The sequence below is a fragment of the Streptomyces sp. CS113 genome (assembly GCF_002188365.1).
GTDB classification, from domain to species: Bacteria; Actinomycetota; Actinomycetes; order Streptomycetales; family Streptomycetaceae; genus Streptomyces; species Streptomyces tendae.
In genome coordinates this window covers 18,466-35,673 of record NZ_KZ195574.1, presented here as the reverse complement: position 1 = coordinate 35,673, position 17,208 = coordinate 18,466, and the positions used below count along the sequence as shown (strand labels likewise).

Genomic DNA, 17,208 nt, shown 5'->3' with positions numbered 1-17,208 from the left:
CGTGGGAATGACTACTGCTGGAGTGCCGGTCTACGACGTGGTCGGTATCGGTTTCGGTCCCTCGAACCTGTCGCTCGCCGTCGCGCTGGACGATTTCGAAGGCGCCGGTTCCCGCCCGCTGGAGGCCGCGTTCTTCGAGAGCCAGCCATCGTTCGGCTGGCATCGGAACATGCTGCTGCCGTCGTCCAAGATGCAGGTCTCCTTCCTCAAGGACCTGGCGACGTTCCGCAATCCCGTGTCGCGGTTCAGCTTCGTGTCGTACCTTCACTCGAACGGACGCCTGGCGCAGTTCGTCAACAACTGCGACTTCTTTCCGACGCGCGCGGAATTCCACGGCTACCTGGAGTGGGTGGCGGCGAACTTCACCGACCGCGTGGAGTACGGATCGAGGATCACCTCGGTGACACCGGTACGGGGGCCGGGCCCCGACGATCCGGTCGAGCGGCTCCGCATACACGTGTCCTCGGCCTCCGGGCCGAGGTGCGTCGAGGCGCGCAACATCGTCATGGCGACCGGACTCGTGCCCAAGATGCCCGACGGCGTCGTCAGGGACGAACATGTGTGGCACAGCTCGGAGTTCCTCGGGAAGTTCCGGCAGTCCGCGGCCTCGGAGCTGAAGCACGTGGTCGTGGTCGGGGCCGGGCAGAGCGCCGCGGAAATCGTCCGCTTCTGCCACGACGAGGCGCCGAACGCGAAGGTCACCGCGGTCGTTCCGTCGTACGGCTACAGCATCGCCGACAACACCCCCTTTGCCAACGAGGTCTTCGACCCGGGAGCGGTGGACGACTACTACCAGAGCGAGCAGTACGCGAAGGACAAGCTCTGGGGCTACCACCGCAACACCAACTACTCGGTGGTCGACGGCGATGTGATCCGCAGTCTCTACCAGCGCAAGTACGACGACGACGTGCAGGGCGTGGACCGGCTGCGGTTCATGGAGCTGTCGAGGATCAGCGCGGTCAAGCGCGACGGCGACGACACCTGGGTCACCGTCCAGTCGCTGGCGACGGGGCGGTCCGACGATCTCGACGTCGATGTCGTCGTGTGTGCCACCGGGTACGAGCCGATGGCGGTCGGGCGGCTGCTCGGCGACGTCGACCGGTTCTGCCGCCGTGACGGCCAGGGGCGCCACCTCGTCGGGCGCGACTACCGGCTGGCCACGACGGGGGACCTGCGGGCCGGCATCTACGTGCAGGGCGGCACCGAGCACACGCACGGCCTGTCGTCGTCCCTGCTGTCGAACCTGGCGGTGCGCAGTGGGGAGATCGTGGAATCGGTCTCCCGCAACCGGCTCGCCGAGCCCTCGGACCAGTGATCGGAGTTGACCGGGGTGAACCGTTCCATCGATTCCGCCGAGCACCGCGGCACACCCACGCTGCTGTGTGTGCCGTTCGCGGGCGCGGGCGCTTCGTACTTCCATCCGTGGCGGGCGCTGACCGCCGGCCGGTGGCGGCTGGTCGCGGTCGAGCTGCCCGGCAGGGAGCGACGCATCATGGAGGACCCGTTCTCCAGCGTTGTCGAGACGGCCGAGGACCTGATCGACGACGTCGCCGCGGCGGCCGGCGAGGGGGAGCGGACCGTGCTGTTCGGACACAGCCTGGGCGCGGTGGTCGCGTACGAGCTGACGCACCTGCTCACCGCCCGCGGCATTCCCGTCGAGCGGTTGGTCGTCAGCGGTGCGTCGGGGCCGTGGACCCAGCGCGAGGTGCGGGCGACAGGGCTCCCGGACGAGGAGTTCCTGGCGCGCATCGAGGACTTCTCGGGCTTCCGGCACGAGGCCCTCGACCACCCGGAGATGCGCGAGCTGATCCTGCCCGTGCTGCGGGCCGACTGCGAGATGCACGAGAACTACGTGCCGAGCACCGACGAACCGGTGCCGGTGCCGATCACCTCCGTGCGGGGCAGCTCCGACGCCCTGGTCACCGCGGACCAGGCCCGGCAGTGGCAGCGGGCCACTACGGGCGGGTTCGGCTACACCGAGCTGCCGGGCGACCACATGTACCTGGTCGACCGCGCCCCGGAGCTGCTGGACCTCATCGGGAACGCGGCCCTGCACGAGGGCGCGACAGGGCGGCGGGTCGCGTCAGAGCCGTGACAGCCGGGTGACAGAGCCGGCCGCGCATGGTGGTGCCATGGGAAGTCCTGAGAAGAGCGACACGACGGGAAACCCCGTCGAGGTCGTCGACCTGCACAAGTCCTTCGGCTCGTTCACGGCGCTGTCCGGCCTGAACCTGACTGTCCGTCGGGGCGAGGTCGCCGGTTTCCTCGGTCCCAACGGCGCCGGCAAGTCGACCACCATCCGCGTGCTGCTCGGGCTGCAGCGCTTCGACTCCGGCACCGCCCGGATCTTCGGCCGCGACGCGTGGCGGGACGCGGTGGAGCTGCACCGCAGGCTCGCCTACGTGCCCGGCGACGTGAGCCTGTGGCGCAACCTCACCGGCGGCGAGGCGATCGACTACCTCACCAGGCTGCGCGGCCCCTCCTCCCAGGGGGAGGCCCGGCAGGCCCGCAAGCGCGAACTCCTCGAACACTTCGACCTCGACCCCACGAAGAAGGCCCGCACCTACTCGAAGGGCAACCGGCAGAAGGTGGCGCTGGTCGCCGCGTTCCTGACCGATCCCGAGCTGTACATCTTCGACGAGCCGACCTCGGGCCTCGACCCCCTGATGGAGGCGGCTTTCACCGAGCGGGTCGTCCAGGCCAAGGCCGCCGGAAGGACGGTCCTGCTGTCGTCGCACATCCTCAGCGAGGTCGAGAAGGTGTGCGACACCGTCACCATCATCCGGGGCGGTCGCACGGTGGAGTCCGGCAGCATCCGGGAGCTGGGCCACCTGACCAGCACCACGGTGGACGCGGTCGTCACCCAGCCGGTCGACCTGACCATGTTTCCCGGTGTCCGCGACTTCACCACCTCCACAGACCGTGCGGGCATCCGCGTGGGGTTCTCGGTCGACAACTCCAAGATCGGCCCTGTCCTGGCCGCACTGCACGCGTTCGACGTGCGCAGCCTCACCGCCGCGCCACCCTCGCTTGAGGACCTGTTCATGCGTCACTACGGCGGCGCATCCGGCGCCGACCGGAGCGCCGCGGCGGTGACCCGGTGACCGCGCAGACCGTACGGGCCGACGTACCGGTCGCCCCGTCGTCCCCGTCGGCGCTGGCGGGCACCGGCTCCCTGCTGCGCTTCATGCTGCGCCGCGACCGGGTCAGGCTGCTGGTGCCGGTCGTGTCCCTGCTCGTGTTCTGCGTGTACTACGTGACCGCGACCGCGTCGCTCTACCCGACCGCCGCGGACCGGCTGAACCGGGCCGCGTCGATCTCGAACGCGGGCGGCGTGCTGCTCAGCGGCCCCGGCTACGGCCTCGACGACTACACCCCCGGCGCCATGTTCGCCAACGAGATGTCGCTGTGGATCATGGTGTTCCTCGCGATGTCCAACATCTTCCACATCACCCGCAACACCCGGGCGGAGGAGGAGACCGGACGCGCGGAACTCGTCCGGTCGCTGCCCGTGGGACGGCACGCGGCGACCGTGGCGGCATGGCTCGTCGTACTGATCGTCGACGCCGTGTTCGGTGTGCTCGCCTGCGTCCTCATCTCCACGGTCGGCGGCCTGGCCGTCGTCGACACGTGCGTGCTGGTGGCCGGTATGGTGCTGACGGGGCTGGTCTTCGCCGCAGTCGGGACGGTGACCTGCCAGCTGACCGTGTACGGTCGCGGCGCCTCTGGCATGGCGTGCGCCCTGGTCGGCGCGGCGGTGCTGATCCGCGGCCTCGGAGACATCCAGCAGCCCCGGGGCAGTTGGGTGTCGTGGCTGTCGCCGATCGCGTGGACCCAGCAGTCGAGGGCGTACTTCGACCTCCGGCTGTGGCCCCTGGGGCTGAGCGTGGCCGCCGTCGTCGTCCTGGCAGCCGTCGCGGCCCTGCTGGCAGGACGCCGGGACTTCGGCGAGGGCCTGGTGGGCGAACGGGCCGGCCGCGCCGACGCCGCGCCGGGGCTCGCCAAGCCGTTCCGCTTCGCCTTCCGGCAGCTTCGCACCGCGCTGCTGAGCTGGATGGCGGGATGTGTGGTGATGTTCGTCCTGTGCGGGGCCTTCCTCGGGGAGAACGTCGGTGAGATCGCCGACTCGCTGGCCTCGCAGAACTCGCTCACTGAGAAGATCTTCGCCGGTGACGCGCTGGGCGCGTTCCTGCGGATCTTCCTCCTGCACTGCGCACTGGCGGTGGCCGGTTTCTCAATCGCCGCGATCCTGCGGATGAAGGGCGAGGAGGAAGAGGGACGTCTCGGGCTTGAACTCTCCCGTCCGGCGTCCAGAACAAGCCTGCTGATGTCCCGGCTGGCGGTGGTCGTGCTCGGGATGCTCGTCCTGCTCCTGGTCGGCGGCGGAGTGGCACTGTGGGCGGGCTCCCTGCTGTCGCACGGGCAGATCGGTCTCGGCGAACTGACGGGCTGCGCCGCCACCTTCGCCCCCGGCATCGCGGTGCTGATCGCCTTCGCCACCGCGTGCTACGCGTGGTTCCCCAGGGCCACCCCACTGGCCTGGGTGCTGTTCGCGATCGTCGTCCTGGAGAGCTTCTTCGGCCGGCTGCTGGACCTGCCCCACGCCCTCAGCGCGCTGTCGCCCTTCTGGTGGGTCGGCGACTACCCGGTCAGCCCCGTCGAGCCGTCCCACATGGCCGGACTCTGCCTGGTGGCCGCGGTGCTCGTCGCGCTGGCGGTCGTGGGGTTCCGTCGCAGGGACCTCCTCACGGGCTGATCACGCCCACCGCGTCACGACGCCAGCGTGGCAGCCGCCAGGAGCGACCAACTCGTCCGCGCACCCTCCCGAGTGGCCTCGGCGAACCGTGCCTCGCCGAGGCCCCCGCGTGCCGCCTGCTCGATCCGGGCCGCGTCGGGATGCGCGCGGTCCGGCAGCCCCCGGACGGCGGCGCTCGCCGCGAGCAGCCGTGCGGCCTGCTCGTGCTCACCGCGGCGCAGCGCCAGGTCCGCGACGCCGACCAGCACATTCGCGATCGTCGAGGGGTGACCCGCCTCCGTCGCCGCCTGGTAGGCCGCGGCACGGTGGGTCCGCGCCTCGTCCAGTTCGTCGGCGAGATAGCCGAGCAGGTCCTGGGTCACGGCCCGGATGCCCGCCAGATCGGCCTCGTCGCCGAGCGTGGTCGTCGCGGCGCGCAGGTGGTGGCGGGCCGCCGCGGCATCGCCGCTCCACCGCGCCAGCTCCGCCTTCGCCAGCCCCAGCAAGGCCAACGCGTCCGGCCAGGTGACCCGTTCGGCGCACCGTTGCGCCTCCGCCATCGCCTCCGTGCTGGCCTCCTCGTCACCGGTCATCCAGTACAGCTGGGCCTGGCGTGACCGCATGCGGATGGCGTCCTCGAACGAACCGAGCTCGGTGACGACCTCGACCGCCTGCTCGTAGTACGCACAGGCGCGGGCGAGTTCGCCCCGGGTGGCGATCCGGTCCGCCAGCTCGGTCAGCGCGAACGAGATCCCGAACCGTTCGCCGAGTCCCCGGAACTCGGCGAGGGCCGTCTCCAGAAAGGCGTCGGCGTCCCGCCCGCCCTGGCCGAGGACGATCCGCATCTTGCCCAGGTGCAGGCGGGTCAGCGCGCGCACCCACGGGTCCTCGTTGTCGAGCAGCGGTTCGAACGCCGGCAGGAACGCGTCCGGTGCCTGGAGCATCTGCTCCATCGGGACGACCAGACCCAGCAGCGGGTTGCGGGACCGGCTGCGCTCGCGGAAGCGGTACGCCTTGTGAATCCACTCCGCCGCCTGGTGCTCGTCACCGAGCCCGGAACTCGCGTACAGCACGACCAGCGCGTACACGATGGCGCGGATCTCGTCGCTCACCTCGCCGGGCGTGTCAGTGGCCGCCGTGATCAGCTCGATGCCCTCGGCCTTGTGTCCGCTGAGCCACCAGTACCAGCCCGTCGCCGCCGCGAGCCGCATGGCCGGGTGCGCCTCTCCCGCGGCCAGCGCGCCGCGCAGCGCGGAGCCGATGTTGTCGTGTTCGGCCCCCAGCCTGGCGAGCCATTCCAACTGCTCGGCCCGGCGAAGGTACGGGTCCGCGGTCTCGGCGAACTCGGTGAAGTAGGCGAGATGCGCCCGACGCGCCAGATCGGCTTCCCCCGCTTCCGCCAGCCGGTGTCCGGCGTACTCCTGGATCGTGCCGAGCATCCGGTACCGCAGCGCACCGTTGTCCTCGATACGCAGCAGGGACTTCTCGACCAGCGCGGTGAGCAGCCCGAACACCTGCTCGGGCTCGACCCCGTCGCCGGTGCAGACCCGCTCGGCCGCCTCCAGGCTCGCGCCGCCCGCGAACACCGAGAGCCTGCGCAGCACCATCCGTTCGGCGCCGGTGAGCAGCTCCCAGCTCCAGTCGACCATCGCGCGCAGCGTCTTGTGGTGCGGCAGCGCGGTACGGCTGCCCGCGGTCAACAGCCGGAACCGGTCGTCGAGGCGGCGGGCCAACTGCTCGATGGGCACGGTGCGCAACCGCGCCGCGGCCAGCTCGATCGCCAGCGGAATCCCGTCCAGTGCCCGGCAGACCCGCGCCATCGTCGCCAGCGTGCCCGGGTCGACAGGGGTGTCCCCGCGTGCCGTGCCCGCTCTGTCACGCAACAACCGGACGGCCGCCGAGCCCTCGATCTCGGCCGGATCGGTGTCTCGCTCCGGCACGGCGAGGGGGTCGACGCGCCACAGCGCCTCGCCGGTGATGCCGAGCGGTTCCCTGCTCGTGGCCAGGATGCGCAGCCGCGGACACTCCCCGAGCACGCGGTGGGCGAACGCCGCCGCGGACTCGATCACGTGCTCGCAGTTGTCCAGGATCAGCAGTTCCTCCCGTTCGCGGAGCGCGGCGATGAAGCGATCCGTGGGCTCCGCGTTCGGTCTCCCGCCGAGCAGCGCGTCGCGCAGCTCGAATCCGGCGAGCGCCGCCTGCGCGACGTCACCGTCGGCGCCGACGGCGGCCAGTTCCACCAGCCGGGCCCCGGCGGGCAGTTCGTCCAGCAGCGTGCGCGTGGTCTCCTTGGCCAGCCTGGTCTTGCCCGCGCCGCCCGGTCCGATCAAGGTGGTCAGCCGATGGTTCGCGATGAGCCGGCGGACCGAGGCGACGTCGTTCTCCCTGCCGACGAAACTGGTGAGTTCGGCACGGAGGTTGGTCTTGCGCTCCTGCTTGCGCGGGGCCAGTTCCCCCCGCAGCAGCGCGACGTGCAGCGCGGAGAGTTCCGGTGCGGGGTCGACGCCCAGCACCTCGGCGAGCGCCTCTCTGGTGCGCTGGTACAGCATCACCGCCTCGTTGTCGCGCCCGGCCGCGGCCAGGGCGCGCATCAATACGGCGACGAGTCGCTCCCGCAGCGGATGCGCCGTCACCAGGTCGGTCAGCTCCGTGATCAGGCCGGCGCCGCGCCCGAGGCCGACCTCGGCGTCGTACCGCTCCTCCATGGCGGTCAGGCGCAGCTCCGCCAGCCGGGCGACCGCGGCGTCGAAGGCCGGGCCGACCTGCATACCGACGTCCTGCATGGCCGCGCCCCGCCACAGGTCGAGGGCCTCACGCAGCAGGCTCACCCGCCGGGAACGGTCCTCGGTGCAGGCCCGGCCGGCGGCGACCAGGTGCTCGAACCGTACGGCGTCGACGTCATGCGGTCCGACCGTGAGGCGGTAGCCGTCGACCTGTCCCTCGATCACCCCCGGGGGCAGCGTCTTGCGCAACCGGGAGACGAGGCGGTGCAGGGAGTTCGTCGCATCGGCCGGCGGGTGCTGCCCCCAGATCCAGTCGACGAGGGATGCCTTGGAGGCGGGGCGGCCCGCGGTGAGCGCGAGGGCGACGAGCAGCCCGCGCAGTCGCGCACCCTTCACTTCGAGGACGCCGCCGTCGTCCGTGTGGATCTCGAACGGGCCGAGGATACCGATGCGCACCGGCTGATTCTCCTACTCCGCCGACGCCTGCCACGGCGCGGCGTGCTATCACTGGACTCCGACGGAAGCCCCGACGATCCGGCCGCGGGCGTGGGTCCCGGGGCGCCCGGACGATATCTGCGCGATAGCGAACACAAATACCCCTTTACTAGTGAAGGTTGACATAAGCATCGTGCTGTGTCAAATGAACGACAGCTGGCCACCGTCCATTTGACGGGTAGTCAGCTTTCGTCGCTCTCGTCGGCACGGGCTGTGCGGAGCCGGACCGCGGCTCCCTCGGCGGGCCCCGACCCGGTCCTGTCCCGCCGGCGGGACAGGGGCGCCGGTCCTGGACGGTCGTGCCGCGGCCCGTTCCGCAACGGTGTCGGTGTGCGTCGTGCGGTGGACGCGGAGGCCTTCTGCGGGCGGCCCGGGCGTGATGTGGTCGAAGGGACGTCCGTCACCTCCGGTGACGCGAAATCCTGGGACTGATTCTTGCCAGGAAGCGATCGGCGTTGCCCCGGCCGGAAGGATTCGCATGCGTAGTGAGGACGTCGGTGTCGCCGTCATCGGCATGTCGTGCCGCTTTCCGGGCGTGGCCGACCTGGGCGCGTTCTGGCGCCTGCTGCTCGCCGGGGACTCGACGGTCGGGCGGTTTCCGGAACAGCGTGCGGTCATCCCGGACGATGCCTCGCACCCGGACGCCGACACCGTGAGGTCCGGCTCGTTCTTCGAGCGGATCGACGGGTTCGACGCGGAGTTCTTCGGCATGGGCGCGGCGGAGGCGGCCGCCACGGACCCCGTGCAGCGGTTGGGTCTCGAACTGGCCTGGGAAGCCGTCGAGGACGCCCGGATGCCGGCGAGCAAGCTGGCCGGTCGCCAGATCGACGTACTGGTCTCGGCCGCACCCTCCGGGTACGACCTGCTGCGCAGACTGTCCGGCAGCGACCGGGACGACCACTACGCCGCGCTCGGCGCGAGCGGGGGACTGATCGCGAACCGCGTCTCCGCAATGTTCGACCTGCGCGGCATGAGCCTGTGCGCGGACTCGGGCCAGTCGTCCTCGCTCGTGTCGCTGGCACTGGCCTGCGACCGGATTCGCAGCGGCGCCGTCGACATGGCGCTCGTGGGCGGCGTGAACCTGATCGTCGACCCGGAAGCGGGAATCGGTCTGGCGAACTTGGGCGCGCTCTCTCCCGACGGCCGTTGCTTCACCTTCGACGAACGGGCGAGCGGCTTCGTCCGGGGGGAGGGCGGGGCGTTCGTGCTGCTGAAGCGGCACGACCTGGCCGTCGCCGACGGGGACCGCAGCTATGCGGTGGTCCGTGGCTGGGGCGTCGGCAGCGGCGGCGCGTCCTCCCGGATGCCGGACCCCAGTCCGGCCGGGCAGGCGGCGACCGTGCTCGCCGCGCTGGCCCGGGCGGACCTGCCGTTCGACGGCGTCGACTACGTCGAGGCCCACGGCACCGGCACCCGGGTCGGGGATCCGGCCGAGATCGCCGGTCTCCGCGAGGTGTTCCTGGAGACCGGTCGGCGTCGGCCGCTGCTGATCGGTTCGGTCAAGACGAACGTCGGGCACCTGGAACCGGCCGCCGGGATCGTCGGCTTCGTGAAGACCGCGCTCTGCGTGGACCGCGCCCAACTGGTGCCGAGCCTGAACTACCGGGCACCGAATCCCGCGATCCGGGACTTCGAGGAGGACTTCGAGGTGCCCACCGCCGTACGACCCTGGCCGGGTGCCGGTCACCGGCCGCGCCGGGCCGGTGTGTCGGCGTTCGGCCTCGGCGGCACGAATGCGCACGTCATATTCGAACAGGCGGCCGAGGTGGTGGTGCCGTCGAGTGCGGCAGCCGCCGGTCCGGCCCCCGGAGGCGCCGACGGGGTGGTGCCATGGGTCCTGACGGCGCGGACGGAACCGGCGCTGCGGAACCAGGCGGCGCGGCTGCGCGCTCGCGTGGGCGCGGACGTGTCGCTCCCGAGGCGGGACGTGGGGCACTCGCTCCTGGCCACCCGGGAACCGTTCGCGCACCGCGCGGTCGTCCTGGGCGGCGATCGTGCGCAGGCGCTGGCAGGTCTGGACGCGGTTGCGGCCGGCGCGGACTCGCCGCACGTGGTTCGCGGGGTGGCCGGCCGGCAAGCGGGCCCGGTGGTCTTCGTGTTCCCGGGGCACGGGGCCCAGTGGGCGGGCATGGGGCGGCAGCTCTACGCGGAGTCCGAGGTCTTCGCACACGGGATGGAGGAGTGCGCGCGGGCGCTGGCGCCATGGGTCGACTGGTCGTTGACCGACGTGCTGACCGGGGCGGACCCCGCTGTGCCGTTGGACCGGACAGACGTGGTCCAGCCGGTGATGTTCGCGGTGATGGTGTCGTTGGCGCGGGTCTGGCGCTCGCTGGGCATCGTCCCCGATGCCGTGGTGGGGCACTCGCTGGGCGAGATCGCCGCCGCCTGTGTGGCGGGTGCGCTCCCGGTCGAGGACGCGGCGCGGATCGTTGCCCTGCGCGGCCTGGCCCTGACCGAGCTGGCCGGGCTGGGCGGGATGAGCGCGGTGGCCGCGTCGCTCGAACGGGTCCGGGCCATGCTGGAGCGGTGGCCCGGGCGGCTCTGCGTGGGAGCGGTCAACGGCCCGGCCTCCGTGGTCGTCTCCGGAGACATCGGAGCACTGGACGAGTTCGACGCACTGGCCGCGGAGGAAGGCATCCGGGTCCGGCGCGTCAGGATCGACTACGCCTCCCACTCCCACCAGATCGAGCGCGTCCGGAACGCCATGCTCAAGGCGGCGGAGGGTCTCTCGCCGAGGGAGTCCGACGTGACGTTCCATTCCACGGTCACCGCGGGCCCCCTCGGCACACACCTCCTCGGTGGCTCCTACTGGTACGACAACCTGCGCTCGACGGTGCGCTTCGGCGAGGTCGTCGAACAGCTGATGCGCTCGCCCGGGAGCGTGTTCGTGGAGGTCAGCGCGCACCCCGCGCTCGGCATGGCACTGGCCGAGACCGCCGACGCGCTCGCCGCGTCGCCCCTCGTGACCGGCACCCTGCACCGGGACGACGGAAGCATCCGGAAGGTCCTGTCGTCCCTCGCCGAACTGCATGTGGGGGGCGTCGCGGTGGACTGGAGCACCACGTTCGGCGCACGGCCGCGCCGGATCGACCTGCCGACCTACGGGTTCGACCGGCAGCCGTACTGGCTCGCGGCTTCCGACGGGGCCGAGGGCACGATCACGAGCGGTGGGCCCGCCTCGACCGCGGCCGGCCGGCAGCCGCTTCCCGCGGACACCGAAGTACCACGACCACTTTCGGAGTCCGCGGTCCTCGCGCTCGTGTGTGCCGAGACGGCGGCGGTGCTGAGCGGGGGAGGCGAGGCCACGACGAGTACCGGCCTCGCCGCGCCCCCGAACGCGCCGTTCAAGGAACTGGGGATCGACTCCTCGAAGGCTGTGCTGCTGCGCAACCGGCTCGCCGCGGCGGCCGGAGTCCGGCTCCCGGCCACCGTCGCGTTCTCCCACCCCACGCCCGAGGCCCTCGGCCGGCACATCTTCTCGCTCCTCGCGCCACCGTCGTCCGAAGCGCCTCCAACGGCAGCCGGAACCGGTCCGGACGACCGCGGCGACGACGATCTGTACGCATTGATCGACTCCGGCTACCAGTAGCCCAGCTGCTCGTCCGGCAAGTCGGGAGGCCATCGTGTTCGACAACTGGGGGACGCCATCGTGAAGGACGTCGACAAGCTCAGGTCCTATCTGCGACGCGCCGTCGGCGACGCACAGGCACTGCGTGAACGGGTCCGGGTGCTCGAGGAATCCGGACGCGACCCCGTGGCCGTGGTGGGTGTGGGGTGTCGCTTCCCGGGCGGGGTGGCCTCGCCCGAACAGCTGTGGGACCTGGTGTCGGAGGGCGTGGACGCGATCGGTGACTTCCCGCAGGATCGCGGGTGGGACGTCGAGGCCCTGTACGACCCGGACCCCGAGGCGCAGGGGAAGACCTACACGCGCAAGGGCGGGTTCCTCACCGATGTCGCGGACTTCGACGCGGAGTTCTTCGGGATCAGCCCGCGCGAGGCGTTGGCGATGGACCCGCAGCAGCGGCTGATGCTGGAGACCTCCTGGGAGGCGCTGGAACGGGCCGGGATCGACCCGGCCGGGCTGCGCGGGTCGGCGACCGGGGTGTTCACCGGGATCTACGGGGTCGACTACGGTCCCCGGCTGGGCGGCGGGGCGGCCGGGGAGGTCGAGGGGTTCGGGGTCACGGGAACCTACACCAGCGTCGCGTCGGGCCGGGTGGCGTACGTGTTGGGGCTCGAAGGCCCCGCGGTGTCGGTGGACACGGCGTGTTCGTCGTCGCTCGTGGCCGTGCACCAGGCGGTGCGCTCGCTGCGGTCCTCGGAGTGCGAACTGGCGCTGGCCGGCGGGGTGTCCGTCATGCCGACCCCTGGGATGTTCGTGGAGGTCGCCCGGCAGCGGGGTCTGTCGGCGGACGGCCGGTGCAAGTCGTTCGCGGACGCGGCGGACGGCACCGGCTGGGGCGAGGGTGTCGGGGTCCTGGTGTTGGAGCGGTTGTCGGACGCGTTGCGTCATGGGCGTCGTGTGTGGGGGGTGATCCGGGGTTCGGCGGTGAATCAGGATGGTGCGTCGAATGGGTTGACGGCGCCGAGTGGTCCGGCGCAGCAGGGGGTGATTCGGGCGGCGTTGGCGGATGCGGGGTTGGGGCCGTCGGATGTGGATGTGGTGGAGGCGCATGGGACGGGGACGAGGTTGGGTGATCCGATCGAGGCGGAGGCGTTGCTTGCGACGTATGGGCGGGAGCGGGTGGGTGGTCGTGCGTTGTGGTTGGGGTCGTTGAAGTCGAACATCGGTCATGCTCAGGCGGCTGCGGGTGTGGGTGGTGTGATCAAGATGGTGATGGCGATGCGGCACGGGTTTGTGCCGGGGTCGTTGCATGTGGATCGGCCGTCGCGGCATGTGGACTGGTCGTCGGGTGGGGTGGAGTTGTTGGTGGAGGGGCGGGAGTGGGTGCGTTCGGGGGGTCCTCGTCGGGCGGGTGTGTCGTCGTTCGGGGTGAGTGGCACGAATGCGCATGTGATTTTGGAGGAGGCGCCGGTTCACTCTCCGGCTGTGGCTTCGGGGGAGCCGGGGTCGGGGTTGGGGTCGGTGGTGGGTGGGGTGGTGCCGTGGGTGGTGTCGGGGCGGTCGCAGGCGGCGTTGCGCGCACAGGCACTGCGTCTGCGGGACGAGGTGGCCGCGAACCCGGACGTCCCCGCCGCCGCGTTCGCGAGCTCCCTGGTGGCCACCCGGTCGCTGTTCGAACACCGCTCGGTGGTCCTCGGCGCGGACCGGGACGGGCTGCTCGCCGGTCTGACCGCCGTGGCCGCAGGGGACGACGACAGTCCTGCCGCCGTCGTCCGCGGGGTCGCGACCCCGTTGAAGGGGACGGTGTTCGTGTTCCCGGGCCACGGCTCGCAGTGGCTGGGAATGGGGCGGGAACTGTACGACTCCTCCCCGGTGTTCGCCGACCGGATGCGCGAGTGCGCGGACGCGCTCGCGCCGTGGGTGACCTGGTCACTGATCGACACCATCCGCGGCGGTCCGGACGCGGCGGACCTGGACCGGGCCGATGTCACCCCGCCGGTGCTGTTCGCGATGATGGTGTCGCTGGCCGCAGTATGGCGTTCGTTCGGAGTGACGCCCGACGCGGTGATCGGCCACTCCCAGGGCGAGATCGCGGCGGCCTGCGTCGCCGGTGCCCTGACACTGGAGGACGCGGCCAAGATCGTGGCCCTGCGCTACCGGATGCTCGCCGAGGCCGGCGACACGGGCGGCGGCATGGCCGGAATCGTGGCGCCCGAGGACCGGGTCCGGGAACTGCTCGCACCGTTGGAGCCCCGCGTCGCGGTCGCCGCGGTCAACGGGCCGTACTCGACGACGGTCTCCGGTGAGGCCTCGGCGGTCGGGGAACTGCTTGCCCTCTGCGAGTCCGAGGGCGTTCGCGCCCGGTGGATTCCGTCGGAGGGGATCGCGGGACACTCGCCGATGATGGACCGGTTCGAGGACCGGGTCCGCCACGAGCTGGCCGGGACCACCCCGCTGTCCGCCCCGGTGGCGTTCTGCTCGACGGTGACCGGTGAACTGGTCGACACCGCACGGCTGGACGCCGGCTACTGGTTCCGGAACCTGCGGGAGACGGTCCGGTTCGACGCCGGCATGCGGCGTCTGCTCGACGCGGGCAACAGCGCGTTCATCGAAGTCAGCCCCCGCCCCCTGCTCACGATGAACGTCCAGCAGATGATCGACACCACCCCCGGTCCCCCCAGGGTGGTCGTGTCCACACTGCGGCGCGACGACGGGGCACCGGCCCGGTTCCTCCGCTCGGTGGCCGAGGCGTTCGTCGCGGGCGTCGAGGTGTCGTGGGACCCGGTGCTGCCCGGACTCGACGGCGCATGGACCGATCTGCCCACGTACGCCTTCCAACGGCGGCGCTACTGGCTGGACACGCCGAAGGAGACCGACGCCGAGAACACGTCGGACCACCCGCTGCTCGATGCCGTGATCGATCTGCCCGACGACGAGGGACGCGCCACCGTGGTGGGCGGTGGTCGTCTGTCGCTGAGGCGCCAGCCGTGGCTCGCCGACCACGTGGTCCACGGCGCGGTGCTGGTACCGGGCACGGTGATGATGGAGATGGCCCTGTGGGCGGCGGAGAAGGTGGGGTGCGACGCTGTCGAGGAGCTGACGCTGGACGTCCCACTGGTGCTGTCCCGGACCGGTGACCGCGAGATCCGCGTCATGGTCGACGGCGACCGGGTACTGAGCGTGCACTCGCGGGACGCCGGCGAGCCGCAATGGATGCGCAACGCCGTCGGGCTCGTCGGGCTCGCCCCGGAAGGCCCACCGGTGGAGAACGGCCTGCGGCCGTGGCCGCCGGAGGGCGCGGTCGAGGTGCCGTACGACGACGCGTACACCAGGCTCTCCGCGCTCGGGCACGACCACGGGCCCGCGCTGCGCGGTCTGACGGCGCTGTGGCGGCACGACGGCGCGCTCTTCGCCGAGGTGGAACTGCCCGCGCTCGACCACCCGGGCCGGGGCCGATTCCGTATCCACCCGGCGCTGCTGCACGCTGCGTTGCTCCCGGCCGGCGTCGGTGACACGGCCGACGGCTCCCGGACCGAGGGCCGGCTGCCGTTCCGGTGCACGGGAATCCGGATGCCCAAGGCCGCGCCGCAGGCGCTGCGTGTCCGGCTCGCGCTCGCCGGGGAGAACGCGCTGTCGGTGGCCGTCGCGGACCGGACCGGGACACCCGTCGGCGGCGTGTCCGAGCTGCACCTGCGGCCCGCCGACACCGAGAAGCTGTCCGAGCTGGGCTTCGACCGCCAGGACTCGCTGTTCCGGGTGGAATGGGAACCCCTGACGGTCCCGCCCGACGCGGCCACGGGCCCGTTCGGCCTACTGGGAGACCCCGACACGCTCGACCCTGCCGTGCGGCAGCAGGTGGTGGCCGTCGCGGACCTGGACGAGCTCGCCGCCTCGGGCCGGCCGGTGCCCCCCGTCGTCGTCGCCGGCCTCGACGCCCGCAAGGAGGGTGACGACGACACCCCTGCCGCCGTCGAGCGGAACCTGCACCGGGTGCTGCGGCTGACGCGGCGCTGGCTCGCGGACGACCGGTTCGCCGGCTCGCGCCTCGTCGTGGTGACCCGGAGAGCGATCCAGGACGAGCGGGTTCCCGCTCCCGACCCGGCGGCCACCGCCGTCTGGGGGTTCGTCCGCAGCGCGCAGACCGAGAATCCGGACCGGCTCACCCTCGCGGACACCGACGACCGGCCCGAGTCGTGGCTGTGTCTCCGGGCGGCGGTTGCGACCGGAGAGCCCCAGCTGAAGATCCGGGCCGGGCGCGTGACGACCCCGAGGCTGGCGCACGTCCACGGTGCACCGGCCGGCCGGGAGCCCTTCGAGGGGGCCGCCGGATCCCGGACCGTGCTGATCACCGGGGGCACCGGACGCCTGGGGGCCGTCGTGGCCCGGCACCTCGTCGCCCGGCACGGGGTGCGCCGGCTGATGCTGACCGGCAGACGAGGAGGCGCGGCGCCGGGGGTGGCACGGCTGCGCGACGAGCTGACCGCCGCGGGGGCGCACGTCGAGGTCGTGGCGTGCGACGTCACGAGCCGACGGTCCGTCGCCGAGCTGATCGCCGCGGTGCCGGAGGAATACCCGCTGACCGCGGTGATCCACTGCGCGGGCGTACTGGACGACGGGGTCGTCGAGGGGCTGACGGAGGACCGGGTGGAATCGGTGCTGGCGCCGAAGGCGCACGGCGCCTGGCACCTGCACACGCTGACCCGGCATCTGGACCTCTCCGCGTTCGTGCTGTTCTCCTCGGTCGCGAGCATGCTCGGGACGGCGGGGCAGGCCGGCTACGCGGCGGCCAACGCCTTCCTCAACGGGCTGGCGGAGGCCCGGCGGAGCGCCGGCCTGCCCGCAGGCTCGCTCTGCTGGGGCCTGTGGGCGGAAGAGGGCGAGTCGCGCCTTGACATCGGGGAAGCGGACGTCGTACGCCTGCGACGCCAAGGCGTGCGGGCGTTGTCGACGAGCCAGGGGCTCGCGCTCCTGGACACGGCGGTCACACGGGACGAAGCGGTTCTGGTGCCCGCACGGCTGGACGCCGCGGCACCCGGGGCGGCGGGCGCGGGCCCCTCGGGATCACCCCTGCTGCGCGGACTGGTCCGCGCACCCGCCGGAGACCCCGGCCCCCGGCACCAGGACGGGACCGGCACCGAACTGGCCCGGCGGCTGCGGTCGCTGCCGCCCCAGGAGGCGGAGGCGGTGCTGCTCGAGTCCGTCGTGGCGCAGACCGCGATCGTCCTCGGCCATGCCGACACCGCACAGGTCGGTCCCGCCGTGGCCTTCCGCGAGCTGGGTGTCGACTCGCTGATGGCGTTGGAGCTGCGGAACAACCTGAGCGCGGTGACCGGCATGAAGCTGCCGGCCACGCTCGCCTTCGACCACCCGAACCCGCGCGCGGTCGCCGGGTTCATGACCGCGGCCATCGAGCCGGACCCCGGTGCTGCCGCGCAGTCCCCCGCCGATGTCCTGACCACGGAGATCGAGCGACTGGGCGCCCGGCTGGTGGCGTCGTTCGGAGACCTCGCGGCCGACGACCAGGACGCGGTCTCCGCGCTGCTGCGCGAACTGCCGGGCCTGGTGCGTACGACACGGACGACGCGTCCGGCGGAGGACGACACGTCACCGGTCGACATCGCCGACCGGATCGGTTCGGCGTCGGCCGGAGAGCTGCTTTCGCTACTGGACGAAGAGCTTGGTTAGGGGAG

General features: G+C 71.9%; 6 protein-coding genes and 1 pseudogene. 6 read left to right on the top strand and 1 reads right to left on the bottom strand.

Annotated features, from left to right (window positions below; all coding sequences use genetic code 11):
- Positions 1-7 precede the first annotated feature (7 nt).
- Genes B9W62_RS00075 through B9W62_RS00060 form a run of 4 tightly spaced genes read left to right on the top strand, consistent with a single transcriptional unit; the run spans position 8 to position 4,756 of the window.
- Positions 8-1,315, top strand: coding sequence for a lysine N(6)-hydroxylase/L-ornithine N(5)-oxygenase family protein (locus tag B9W62_RS00075; protein WP_087803939.1), 1,308 nt, complete (start codon positions 8-10; stop codon positions 1,313-1,315).
- Positions 1,316-1,330: 15 nt separating this feature from the next.
- On the top strand, positions 1,331-2,095 hold the full coding sequence (locus B9W62_RS00070; protein ID WP_256976124.1) for a thioesterase II family protein: 765 nt from the start codon (positions 1,331-1,333) through the stop codon (positions 2,093-2,095).
- A gap of 37 nt (positions 2,096-2,132) precedes the next feature.
- The gene (locus tag B9W62_RS00065) at positions 2,133-3,104 is read left to right on the top strand and encodes an ABC transporter ATP-binding protein (protein ID WP_087803937.1); all 972 of its coding nucleotides are present in this window, start codon (positions 2,133-2,135) and stop codon (positions 3,102-3,104) included.
- A complete protein-coding gene (locus B9W62_RS00060) occupies positions 3,101-4,756 on the top strand; it encodes an ABC transporter permease (RefSeq protein ID WP_218781977.1) in 1,656 nt (551 codons plus the stop codon). Before B9W62_RS00065 ends, B9W62_RS00060 begins: the two co-directional genes overlap by 4 nt.
- Positions 4,757-4,770: 14 nt before the next feature.
- On the opposite strand, the gene B9W62_RS00055 is transcribed toward B9W62_RS00060, so the two are convergent.
- Complete coding sequence (locus B9W62_RS00055) at positions 4,771-7,914, bottom strand: ATP-binding protein (RefSeq protein ID WP_087803935.1); 3,144 nt, start codon at positions 7,912-7,914, stop codon at positions 4,771-4,773.
- A gap of 517 nt (positions 7,915-8,431) precedes the next feature.
- On the opposite strand from B9W62_RS00055, the gene B9W62_RS00050 reads away from it, so the two are divergent.
- A complete protein-coding gene (locus B9W62_RS00050; protein WP_256976123.1) occupies positions 8,432-11,542 on the top strand; it encodes a type I polyketide synthase in 3,111 nt (1,036 codons plus the stop codon).
- A 159-nt stretch (positions 11,543-11,701) separates the two neighbouring features.
- Positions 11,702-17,203, top strand: a pseudogene (locus tag B9W62_RS00045) (type I polyketide synthase); the annotation flags it as partial.
- Positions 17,204-17,208 lie beyond the last annotated feature (5 nt).